Annotated in this window: 12 protein-coding genes; all 12 read left to right on the top strand. The window is 40.4% G+C overall.

Annotated features, from left to right (window positions below):
- Nucleotides 1-202: 202 nt before the first annotated feature.
- The gene (locus PCY17_RS11790; RefSeq protein ID WP_000420682.1) at nucleotides 203-517 is read left to right on the top strand and encodes a YdcP family protein; all 315 of its coding nucleotides are present in this window, start codon (nucleotides 203-205) and stop codon (nucleotides 515-517) included.
- Nucleotides 518-532: 15 nt separating this feature from the next.
- The gene (locus PCY17_RS11785) at nucleotides 533-919 is read left to right on the top strand and encodes a YdcP family protein (protein WP_000985015.1); all 387 of its coding nucleotides are present in this window, start codon (nucleotides 533-535) and stop codon (nucleotides 917-919) included.
- A 28-nt stretch (nucleotides 920-947) separates the two neighbouring features.
- Entirely contained in the window at nucleotides 948-2,333 is a 1,386-nt protein-coding gene (locus tag PCY17_RS11780; RefSeq protein ID WP_000813488.1) for an FtsK/SpoIIIE domain-containing protein, read from the top strand.
- Between the two features lie 2 nt (nucleotides 2,334-2,335).
- The gene (locus PCY17_RS11775; RefSeq protein ID WP_000879507.1) at nucleotides 2,336-2,488 is read left to right on the top strand and encodes a hypothetical protein; all 153 of its coding nucleotides are present in this window, start codon (nucleotides 2,336-2,338) and stop codon (nucleotides 2,486-2,488) included.
- 22 nt (nucleotides 2,489-2,510) lie between these two features.
- Nucleotides 2,511-3,716 carry a MobT family relaxase gene (mobT, locus tag PCY17_RS11770; RefSeq protein ID WP_000398284.1) on the top strand — a complete coding sequence of 402 codons (1,206 nt, stop codon included), beginning with the start codon at nucleotides 2,511-2,513 and terminating at the stop codon, nucleotides 3,714-3,716.
- A gap of 42 nt (nucleotides 3,717-3,758) precedes the next feature.
- Nucleotides 3,759-3,980 (top strand): hypothetical protein, encoded by a 222-nt coding sequence (locus tag PCY17_RS11765; protein WP_001009056.1) that lies wholly within the window; start codon nucleotides 3,759-3,761, stop codon nucleotides 3,978-3,980.
- 116 nt (nucleotides 3,981-4,096) lie between these two features.
- Nucleotides 4,097-4,594 carry an antirestriction protein ArdA gene (locus PCY17_RS11760; protein ID WP_000342539.1) on the top strand — a complete coding sequence of 166 codons (498 nt, stop codon included), beginning with the start codon at nucleotides 4,097-4,099 and terminating at the stop codon, nucleotides 4,592-4,594.
- Nucleotides 4,595-4,682: 88 nt separating this feature from the next.
- The gene (locus PCY17_RS11755; RefSeq protein ID WP_000723888.1) at nucleotides 4,683-5,075 is read left to right on the top strand and encodes a conjugal transfer protein; all 393 of its coding nucleotides are present in this window, start codon (nucleotides 4,683-4,685) and stop codon (nucleotides 5,073-5,075) included.
- Nucleotides 5,059-7,506: an ATP-binding protein gene (locus PCY17_RS11750; protein ID WP_000331160.1), complete on the top strand. Its 2,448-nt coding sequence runs from the start codon at nucleotides 5,059-5,061 to the stop codon at nucleotides 7,504-7,506. Before PCY17_RS11755 ends, PCY17_RS11750 begins: the two co-directional genes overlap by 17 nt.
- A 2-nt stretch (nucleotides 7,507-7,508) precedes the next feature.
- Nucleotides 7,509-9,686, top strand: a complete 2,178-nt coding sequence (locus tag PCY17_RS11745) for a CD3337/EF1877 family mobilome membrane protein (protein ID WP_000804748.1) — start codon at nucleotides 7,509-7,511, stop codon at nucleotides 9,684-9,686.
- Nucleotides 9,683-10,684, top strand: a complete 1,002-nt coding sequence (locus PCY17_RS11740) for a lysozyme family protein (protein WP_000769868.1) — start codon at nucleotides 9,683-9,685, stop codon at nucleotides 10,682-10,684. Before PCY17_RS11745 ends, PCY17_RS11740 begins: the two co-directional genes overlap by 4 nt.
- Nucleotides 10,681-11,604, top strand: a 924-nt coding sequence (locus tag PCY17_RS11735) for a conjugal transfer protein (protein WP_002323539.1), incomplete at its 3' end; no start/stop codon positions are given. The genes PCY17_RS11740 and PCY17_RS11735, both read left to right, overlap by 4 nt.

The raw sequence follows: 11,604 nt of genomic DNA, 5'->3' as shown, positions 1-11,604 counted from the left end.
TGAAGATATAAAGATACTTCCAATAAAATTTGAATATTTAATAGGTAGACACTTCAAAAAATGAGGTGTCTATTTTTTTACCCGATTTTGAAAGGAAGTGAACTTATGAAAACAAAAAATCAAGAATCAAAAGGTCGTTCCCCACTCTTTAAGACCATCAAACATTCATTCAGCCAATAAAAAAGAAAGGATAGGTAAAAATATGGAACTTAAATTTGTGATTCCCAACATGGAAAAAACATTCGGCAATTTAGAATTTGCTGGCGAGGATAAAGTCGTTCAGCGAAGAATCAACGGACGGCTAACTGTCTTATCAAGAAGCTATAATCTCTATTCTGATGTTCAAAGAGCAGATGATATTGTGGTGGTGCTTCCTGCTGAAGCTGGCGAAAAACATTTCGGCTTTGAGGAACGTGTGAAGTTAGTCAATCCACGTATTACCGCAGAGGGCTACAAAATCGGCACTCGTGGTTTTACAAATTACCTTTTACATGCTGACGACATGATAAAAGAATAAAGAAAGAGAGGAAAAATGATGAGATTAGCAAATGGCATTGTATTAGATAAAGACACGACTTTTGGAGAATTGAAATTCTCTGCTCTACGTCGTGAAGTGAGAATCCAAAATGAAGACGGGTCGGTTTCAGATGAAATCAAGGAACGTACCTATGACTTAAAATCCAAAGGACAAGGACGCATGATTCAAGTAAGTATTCCTGCCAGCGTGCCTTTGAAAGAGTTTGATTATAACGCACGGGTGGAACTTATCAATCCCATTGCGGACACCGTTGCTACTGCCACCTATCAAGGAGCAGATGTTGACTGGTATATCAAGGCAGACGATATTGTGCTGACAAAGGATTCTAGTTCATTCAAAGCTCAACCACAAGCAAAGAAAGAACCGACACAAGACAAATAGTCGCTAGGTAGAAAGGAGACTTTTTCGCATGAAACAGCGTGGTAAAAGGATTCGCCCATCTGGTAAAGATTTAGTCTTTCATTTTACGATAGCGTCACTCCTGCCTGTTTTCCTGCTGGTTGTCGGACTGTTTCATGTGAAGACAATCCAGCAGATCAACTGGCAGGATTTTAACCTATCACAAGCAGATAAGATTGACATTCCCTATTTAATTATCAGTTTCAGTGTCGCAATTCTTATCTGCTTGCTGGTAGCGTTTGTATTCAAACGGGTTCGCTATGATACGGTTAAACAACTTTACCACCGTCAAAAACTGGCAAAGATGATACTTGAAAACAAGTGGTATGAATCTGAACAGGTCAAAACAGAGGGTTTCTTTAAAGATAGTGCTGGTCGTACAAAGGAAAAGATAACCTACTTCCCTAAAATGTATTATCGACTTAAAAATGGCTTGATACAGATACGGGTGGAAATCACGCTGGGAAAATATCAAGACCAACTCTTACACTTGGAAAAGAAATTAGAGAGTGGCTTGTACTGTGAGCTGACGGATAAAGAGTTAAAGGATTCCTATGTGGAATATACTTTGCTCTATGACACCATAGCCAGTCGTATTTCTATTGATGAAGTAGAAGCTAAAGATGGTAAACTTCGCTTAATGAAAAACGTATGGTGGGAATATGATAAGCTCCCTCATATGTTGATTGCTGGTGGTACAGGTGGCGGTAAAACTTACTTTATACTGACACTGATTGAAGCCTTGCTTCATACAGATTCAAAACTGTATATTCTTGACCCGAAAAATGCTGATCTTGCGGACTTAGGTTCTGTGATGGCAAATGTCTACTATAGAAAAGAAGACTTGCTTTCTTGCATTGAAACATTCTATGAAGAAATGATGAAACGTAGTGAGGAAATGAAGCAGATGAAGAACTATAAGACTGGCAAAAATTATGCTTACTTAGGTCTCCCGGCACACTTCTTAATCTTTGATGAATACGTCGCTTTCATGGAAATGCTGGGAACAAAAGAAAACACCGCAGTTATGAATAAGCTGAAACAGATTGTCATGTTAGGTCGTCAAGCTGGCTTCTTTCTAATACTGGCTTGTCAACGTCCAGACGCAAAATATTTAGGCGACGGAATCCGTGATCAGTTTAATTTCAGAGTGGCTTTAGGTCGTATGTCTGAAATGGGCTATGGCATGATGTTTGGCAGTGACGTACAAAAGGATTTCTTCTTAAAGCGAATCAAAGGTCGTGGCTATGTTGATGTAGGAACAAGTGTCATATCAGAGTTTTATACTCCCCTTGTACCAAAAGGATATGATTTCTTGGAGGAAATTAAAAAGTTATCCAACAGCAGACAGTCCACGCAGGCGACGTGCGAAGCGGAAGTCGCAGGTGTGGACTGATCTTGCTGGCTGGTGTGGCAATAGCCACGCCAGCACTTAACCCCCCGTATCTAACAGGGGGGTACAAATCGACAGGAAACAGTCAAAAAAACATTAGAAAATCCTTTGGTTACAAGGGATTTACAAAATTTCAGCGTATGTCAAATGGGCTTTAAAAGTTGACATACGCCTTTTTGATTGGAGGGATTTTTACTGAATGAACAAACTTGGTTACAGCATTTAAAAGAAAAACGCTTGGCTTATGGACTATCTCAAAACCGTTTAGCTGTTGCGACTGGTATTACAAGGCAGTATCTAAGCGATATTGAAACAGGAAAAGTCAAGCCATCAGAGGATTTACAGCAGTCCCTTTGGGAAGCTCTGGAACGCTTCAATCCCGACGCTCCCCTTGAAATGCTGTTTGATTATGTAAGAATTCGCTTTCCGACAACAGACGTACAGCAGGTGGTCGAAAACATCTTACAACTGAAACTGTCCTATTTTCTTCATGAGGACTATGGTTTCTATTCTTATTCAGAGCATTATGCTTTAGGCGACATATTCGTCCTTTGCTCCCATGAACTGGACAAAGGAGTTCTGGTGGAATTGAAAGGTCGTGGGTGCAGACAATTTGAAAGCTATCTTCTGGCACAACAAAGAAGCTGGTATGAGTTCTTTATGGACGTTTTGGTGGCTGGCGGTGTGATGAAACGCCTTGACCTTGCCATTAACGATAAGACAGGGATTTTAAATATCCCTGTACTCACTGAAAAGTGCCAACAGGAAGAATGTATCTCCGTCTTCCGCAGTTTTAAAAGCTATCGCAGTGGCGAACTGGTACGCAAAGAGGAAAAGGAATGTATGGGAAACACCCTCTATATCGGTTCATTACAAAGTGAAGTTTATTTCTGTATCTATGAAAAGGACTACGAGCAGTACAAGAAAAATGATATTCCCATTGAAGACGCAGAAGTAAAAAACCGTTTTGAGATTCGATTGAAAAATGAGCGTGCCTATTATGCAGTCCGTGATTTACTCGTCTATGACAATCCAGAGCATACCGCCTTTAAAATTATCAATCGGTATATCCGTTTTGTAGATAAAGACGATTCCAAACCTCGTTCTGATTGGAAACTGAATGAAGAATGGGCTTGGTTTATTGGGAACAATCGTGAACGATTAAAACTAACCACAAAACCAGAGCCTTACTCCTTCCAAAGGACGCTGAACTGGCTATCTCATCAAGTTGCCCCGACCTTAAAGGTTGCGATTAAACTTGATGAAATCAACCAGACGCAGGTTGTAAAAGACATTCTCGACCATGCGAAACTGACAGACCGACACAAGCAGATTTTGAAGCAACAGTCAGTAAAAGAACAGGACGTGATAACAACAAAAAAATAACTCAAATACAAATTCATTGAATATAGAGAGGAGAACATTTTTATGAATTTTGGACAAAACCTTTATAACTGGTTTCTATCAAACGCTCAATCACTGGTGCTTTTAGCAATCGTTGTGATTGGCTTGTATCTTGGCTTCAAGCGTGAGTTTAGCAAACTGATTGGCTTTTTAATTATTGCGATTATTGCGGTTGGCTTAGTCTTCAACGCTGCTGGAGTAAAAGACATTTTACTAGAGCTATTCAATCGCATTATTGGTGCTTAAATAAAACCGTTCTTTTGTGGAATATAAGTGGTTTTCTTATGTTCCGCAAAGGAATGGTACACCAAACGAAGTGCGGTAGGGATTTTTGAATCTCTACAAAGAAAGGACGTGAATATATGGACGATATGCAAGTCTATATTGCGAATTTAGGCAAATACAATGAGGGCGAATTGGTCGGTGCGTGGTTTACCTTTCCCATTGACTTTGAGGAAGTCAAAGAGAAAATCGGCTTGAATGATGAATATGAGGAATACGCCATTCATGACTACGAGTTACCCTTTACGGTTGACGAATACACTTCCATTGGCGAACTCAATCGACTATGGGAAATGGTATCGGAATTACCCGAAGAATTACAATCGGAGCTATCTGCTCTGCTCACTCATTTTTCAAGCATTGAAGAACTAAGCGAACATCAAGAGGATATTATCATTCATTCCGATTGTGATGATATGTATGACGTGGCACGCTACTACATTGAAGAAACGGGTGCTTTAGGCGAAGTACCAGCTAGTCTTCAAAACTATATTGATTATCAAGCCTATGGTCGGGATTTAGACCTTTCAGGAACGTTTATCTCAACCAATCATGGGATTTTTGAAATCGTCTATTAAATCTGTCGGTACATTACTACTGGCAGATTTTCTATTTTACGGGGTGGCTCAATCAGCTACCCCTATTTTTTATGAAAGGATTGATTACATGAAGAAAATACGAAGCTATACCAGTATCTGGTCTGTGGAAAAGGTACTGTATTCTATCAATGATTTTAGACTTCCGTTTCCCATAACCTTTACGCAAATGACATGGTTTGTCGTGTCACTCTTTGCAGTGATGATACTTGGCAACTTGCCCCCTCTTTCCATGATAGAGGGAGCATTTCTCAAATACTTTGGGATTCCTGTGGCTTTCACATGGTTTATGTCTACAAAAACTTTTGATGGTAAAAAGCCTTATGGATTTTTGAAGTCTGTCATTGCTTATGCACTGCGACCAAAGCTGACCTATGCAGGAAAAAAAGTAACGCTTGGCAGAAACCAGCCACAAGAAGCCATTACAGCAGTTAGGAGTGAATTTTATGGCATATCCAATTAAATACATTGAAAACAATCTCGTCTGGAATAAAGACGGGGAATGTTATGCTTACTATGAGCTTGTTCCTTACAATTACTCATTTCTAAGTCCAGAACAGAAAATACAAGTGCATGATTCTTTCAGACAGCTTATCGCACAAAATCGTGATGGCAAAATTCATGCTTTACAAATCAGTACAGAATCCAGCATACGTTCTGCACAAGAGCGTTCCAAAAATGAAGTCACTGGCAAGCTCAAAGCGGTTGCCTATGACAAAATCGACCAACAGACAGACGCTTTAATATCCATGATTGGCGAAAATCAAGTGAACTACCGTTTCTTTATCGGCTTTAAGTTGCTTCTCAACGATCAGGAGTTTTCTATGAAAAGTCTTACCGTTGAAGCAAAAAATGCTTTGTCTGATTTTGTCTATGATGTGAACCATAAGCTGATGGGCGATTTTGTTAGTATGAGTAATGATGAAATCCTGCGTTTTCAGAAGATGGAAAAGCTCTTAGAAAATAAAATCTCTCGTCGTTTCAAAATCCGCAGGTTAGATAAGGACGACTTCGGCTATCTGATTGAACACCTTTACGGACAGACAGGCACTGCCTATGAAGAGTATGAGTACCATCTATCAAAGAAAAAGCTGGATAATGAAACGCTGATTAAATACTATGACTTGATTAAGCCTACTCGCTGTTTGGTGGAAGAAAAACAGCGATATTTGAAAATCCAGCAGGAAGATGAAACCGTCTATGTAGCTTACTTTACCATTAACAGCATTGTCGGAGAACTGGACTTCCCGTCCTCTGAAATCTTCTACTACCAGCAACAGCAATTTACATTCCCGATTGATACGTCAATGAATGTGGAAATTGTAGCGAATCGTAAAGCCCTATCTACTGTCCGCAATAAAAAGAAAGAACTGAAAGACTTGGATAACCACGCTTGGCAAAGTGATAATGAAACCAGCTCCAATGTGGCGGAAGCTCTGGAAAGTGTGAATGAGCTGGAAACCAATTTAGACCAAAGCAAGGAATCTATGTACAAGCTGTCTTATGTGGTAAGGGTATCAGCAAATGATCTTGACGAACTCAAACGTCGTTGTAATGAAGTGAAAGATTTTTATGACGATTTAAGCGTAAAACTGGTACGACCATTTGGGGATATGCTCGGCTTACATGAAGAATTTTTACCTGCCAGCAAGCGTTATATGAATGATTATATTCAATACGTGACCTCTGATTTCCTCGCTGGTTTAGGTTTTGGTGCTACTCAAATGCTGGGGGAAAATGAGGGGATTTATGTTGGCTACAGCTTAGATACTGGACGCAATGTCTATCTGAAACCTGCTCTTGCCAGTCAAGGGGTTAAGGGTTCAGTAACCAATGCGTTAGCGTCGGCTTTTGTTGGTTCGCTGGGTGGTGGTAAATCCTTTGCGAATAACCTTATCGTCTATTATGCGGTGCTTTATGGGGCACAAGCAGTGATTGTAGACCCAAAAGCAGAACGTGGCAGATGGAAAGAAACCTTGCCAGAGATTTCCCATGAAATCAATATCGTCACTCTGACTTCTGATGAGAAAAACAAAGGCTTACTTGACCCTTATGTGATTATGAAAAATCCCAAAGATTCTGAATCACTGGCTATTGATATTCTGACATTCCTTACGGGGATTTCCTCTCGTGATGGGGAACGCTTCCCAATCCTTAGAAAAGCCATTCGTGCAGTAACCAATAGTGAAGTACGAGGGTTGATGAAAGTGATTGAGGAATTACGGGTTGAGAATACGCCACTAAGTACCAGTATAGCCGACCATATCGAAAGTTTTACAGACTATGACTTTGCACATTTATTATTCAGTAATGGTTATGTGGAGCAGTCTATCAGCTTAGAAAAACAACTGAACATTATACAGGTTGCGGACTTGGTACTTCCCGACAAGGAAACTTCCTTTGAGGAATATACCACTATGGAGCTTTTATCCGTTGCTATGCTGATTGTCATTAGTACCTTTGCTTTAGACTTTATCCATACAGACCGAAGCATTTTCAAGATTGTAGATTTAGACGAAGCATGGAGCTTTTTACAGGTAGCACAAGGAAAAACACTATCTATGAAGCTGGTTCGGGCTGGTCGTGCTATGAACGCTGGGGTATATTTCGTGACCCAAAATACAGACGACCTCTTAGATGAAAAACTGAAAAATAACCTCGGCTTAAAATTTGCATTTCGTTCCACTGACCTTAACGAGATTAAAAAGACCTTAGCCTTTTTTGGTGTAGACCCAGAGGACGAAAACAATCAGAAGCGATTGCGTGATTTGGAAAACGGGCAATGCCTTATCAGTGATTTATATGGTCGTGTCGGTGTGATACAGTTCCACCCTGTATTTGAAGAACTGCTCCATGCCTTTGATACCAGACCACCTGTGCGAAAAGAGGTGTAAATGTGAAACCATCAATAGTAAACAGAATAAAATCAAACTGGACGCTGAAACGTCTAGGTAAAGTGGCAATGACAGTGGCTTTCACACTTGTGATTGCCATTTTTCTTTTAGCCATGCTGGGAACGGTGGTTCAAGCTGCGGGCTTGGTAGATGATACGGTCAATGTGGCAAATGAATACAGCCGATACCCACTTGAAAACTATCAACTGGATTTTTATGTGGATAATAGCTGGGGCTGGCTTCCGTGGAACTGGTCGGACGGGATTGGAAAACAGGTCATGTATGGACTATATGCCATTACCAATTTTATTTGGACAATCAGTTTGTATGTTTCCAATGCGACAGGTTACTTAGTACAGGAAGCCTATTCCTTAGACTTCATTTCCGCTACAGCAGATTCCATTGGTAAGAATATGCAGACCTTAGCTGGTGTGAGTGCAAACGGATTTTCAACAGAGGGTTTCTATGTTGGATTCCTCTTACTCTTGATTTTGGTTCTTGGGGTTTATGTTGCCTATACGGGACTGATAAAGAGAGAAACCACAAAGGCAATTCATGCCATTATGAATTTTGTGCTGGTGTTTATCCTATCGGCTTCCTTTATTGCCTACGCTCCCGACTACATTAAAAAAATCAATGACTTTTCATCAGACATCAGTAATGCCAGTTTATCACTTGGCACGAAGATTGTCATGCCCCATTCCGATAGTCAAGGCAAGGACAGCGTGGACTTAATCAGAGATAGCCTGTTTTCCATACAGGTTCAGCAACCGTGGCTACTGCTTCAATACAACAGTTCAGACATTGAAAGTATCGGTATTGACCGTGTGGAAAGCCTGCTCTCCACCAGCCCAGATTCCAACAATGGCGAAGACAGAGAAAAAATTGTTGCGGAAGAAATTGAAGACAGAAGCAATACCAATCTAACCATTACAAAGACCATTAACCGTTTAGGTACAGTCTTCTTCCTATTTGTCTTCAATATTGGGATTTCCATATTTGTATTCCTATTAACAGGAATCATGATTTTCTCGCAGGTACTTTTTATCATCTATGCTATGTTTCTGCCTGTGAGCTTTATTTTAAGCATGATTCCATCATTTGATGGTATGTCAAAACGAGCCATAACAAAGCTCTTTAATACCATTTTGACACGAGCTGGAATCACATTGATTATTACGACAGCATTTAGTATTTCAACCATGCTCTATACCTTATCGGCTGGTTATCCGTTCTTTTTGATTGCTTTTCTACAGATTGTGACCTTTGCAGGAATCTACTTCAAGCTGGGCGATTTAATGAGTATGTTTTCTCTACAGAGTAACGATTCTCAAAGTGTGGGAAGTCGTGTGATGAGAAAACCTCGTATGCTTATGCACGCTCACATGCACCGTCTACAGCGGAAACTTGGACGTTCCATGACTACTCTAGGGGCTGGGTCTGCCATTGTTACAGGTAAAAAAGGACAGTCGGGTTCGGGGAGTTCTGCAAGGACACAAGCAGATCACTCCCGACCAGACGGAAAGGAAAAATCAACACTTGGAAAACGTATCGGTCAAACCATCGGTACAGTAGCTGATACCAAAGACAGAATGGTAGACACTGCTAGTGGTTTGAAAGAACAGGTTAAAGATTTGCCGACCAATGCAAGATATGCAGTATATCAAGGAAAATCCAAAGTAAAAGAGAATGTCCGTGATTTAACCAGTAGTATTTCTCAAACCAAAGCGGACAGAGCCAGTGGACGCAAGGAACAGCAGGAACAAAGGCGAAAAACCATTGCGAAGCGTCGCTCTGAAATGGAACAGGTCAAACAGAAAAAACAGCCTGCTTCTTCTGTTCATGAAAGACCGACTACAAGACAAGAACAATATCATGATGAACAGACCTCAAAACAGTCTAATATTCAGACTTCATATAAGGAATCTCAACAAGCCAAACAAGAGCGTCCAGCAGTTAAGTCCGATTTTTCAAGTCCAAAAGTGGAACGCCAAGGCAATACCGTTCAAGAAAAAACCGTTCAAAAGCCAGCAACTTCAACCACTACAGCAGATAGAACTTCACAACGTCCAATCACAAAAGAACGTCCGTCTACTGTTCAAAGAGTACCACTACAAAATACAAGAAGTAGACCACCAATCAAAACCGCCACCATTAAGAAAGTCGGTAAGAAACCATGAAGTTGAAAACTTTAGTGATTGGTGGTTCTGGATTATTCTTGATGGTCTTCTCACTGCTTCTGTTTGTTGCCATTTTATTTTCAGATGAACAGGACAGCGGAATTTCCAATATTCATTATGGAGGTGTGAATGTTTCCGCAGAAGTGCTGGCTCATAAGCCTATGGTAGAAAAATATGCCAAAGAATATGGCGTTGAAGAATATGTCAACATACTTCTTGCGATTATACAGGTGGAATCGGGCGGTACTGCGGAAGATGTTATGCAGTCCTCGGAATCCCTCGGTCTTCCACCTAATTCATTGAGTACAGAAGAATCCATTAAGCAAGGTGTGAAGTATTTCAGTGAATTATTAGCCAGTAGCGAAAGGCTCAGTGTAGATTTAGAATCGGTTATCCAGTCCTACAATTATGGTGGTGGTTTCTTAGGGTATGTGGCTAATCGTGGAAATAAATATACCTTTGAACTGGCTCAAAGTTTCTCAAAAGAGTATTCAGGTGGCGAAAAAGTGTCTTACCCCAATCCCATAGCCATACCTATCAATGGGGGCTGGCGATACAACTATGGCAATATGTTTTATGTGCAACTGGTAACGCAGTATCTTGTCACAACAGAGTTTGATGATGATACGGTACAAGCCATCATGGACGAAGCACTGAAATATGAGGGCTGGCGATACGTTTACGGTGGAGCTTCCCCGACTACTTCTTTTGATTGTAGCGGACTGACACAATGGACGTATGGAAAAGCTGGAATTAACTTACCACGAACCGCACAACAGCAATATGATGTGACCCAGCATATCCCACTATCGGAAGCACAAGCTGGCGATTTGGTTTTCTTTCATTCTACCTATAACGCTGGCTCTTATATTACTCATGTTGGGATATACCTTGGCAATAACCGTATGTTTCATGCAGGCGACCCAATCGGTTATGCCGACTTAACAAGCCCCTACTGGCAACAGCATTTAGTGGGAGCAGGACGAATCAAACAATGAGAAAGGAAGATTTAATGATGAAATTTAGAAAAAATCAGAATAAAGAAAAACAGATACCAAAGGAAAAGAAACCTCGTGTCTATAAGGTCAATCCTCATAAAAAGGTTGTGATTGCCTTGTGGGTACTTTTAGGGCTTAGTTTCAGCTTTGCGATATTCAAGCACTTTACAGCTATAGATACTCATACTATTCACGAAACAACTATCATAGAAAAGGAATACGTTGATACTCATCATGTAGAAAATTTTGTAGAGAACTTTGCGAAAGTCTACTATTCATGGGAGCAATCCGATAAGTCCATTGATAATCGAATGGAAAGTCTAAAAGGCTATCTGACAGATGAACTTCAAGCTCTCAATGTTGATACAGTACGCAAAGATATTCCTGTATCGTCTTCTGTAAGAGGATTTCAGATATGGACGGTAGAGCCAACTGGCGACAATGAGTTTAATGTAACCTACAGTGTAGACCAGCTCATTACAGAGGGAGAAAATACAAAGACCGTCCACTCTGCTTATATAGTGAGTGTCTATGTAGATGGTTCTGGAAATATGGTACTGGTTAAGAATCCGACCATTACCAACATACCTAAGAAATCAAGTTATAAACCAAAAGCCATTGAAAGTGAGGGGACGGTTGATTCCATTACAACCAATGAAATCAATGAGTTTTTAACGACGTTCTTCAAGCTCTATCCTACAGCGACAGCCAGTGAACTTTCCTACTATGTGAATGACGGGATATTAAAACCAATCGGAAAAGAGTACATCTTTCAAGAACTGGTAAATCCTATTCACAATCGTAAGGATAATCAAGTCACGGTATCGCTGACAGTGGAGTATATCGACCAGCAGACCAAAGCAACGCAGGTATCTCAATTTGATTTGGTACTTGAAAAGAACGGGAGTAATTGGAAGATT

The organism is Streptococcus sp. SO2 (genome assembly GCF_030440025.1).
The sequence above is the reverse complement of the archived record's forward strand: the minus strand, read 5'-3'. Positions and strand labels throughout refer to the sequence as shown.

Coding starts and splice junctions, on each gene's coding strand:
- PCY17_RS11790 (WP_000420682.1), top strand. CDS start 203: ATGGAACTTAAATTTGTGATTCCCAACATGGAAAAAACATTCGGCAAT.
- PCY17_RS11785 (WP_000985015.1), top strand. CDS start 533: ATGATGAGATTAGCAAATGGCATTGTATTAGATAAAGACACGACTTTT.
- PCY17_RS11780 (WP_000813488.1), top strand. CDS start 948: ATGAAACAGCGTGGTAAAAGGATTCGCCCATCTGGTAAAGATTTAGTC.
- PCY17_RS11765 (WP_001009056.1), top strand. CDS start 3,759: ATGAATTTTGGACAAAACCTTTATAACTGGTTTCTATCAAACGCTCAA.
- PCY17_RS11760 (WP_000342539.1), top strand. CDS start 4,097: ATGGACGATATGCAAGTCTATATTGCGAATTTAGGCAAATACAATGAG.
- PCY17_RS11755 (WP_000723888.1), top strand. CDS start 4,683: ATGAAGAAAATACGAAGCTATACCAGTATCTGGTCTGTGGAAAAGGTA.
- PCY17_RS11750 (WP_000331160.1), top strand. CDS start 5,059: ATGGCATATCCAATTAAATACATTGAAAACAATCTCGTCTGGAATAAA.
- PCY17_RS11740 (WP_000769868.1), top strand. CDS start 9,683: ATGAAGTTGAAAACTTTAGTGATTGGTGGTTCTGGATTATTCTTGATG.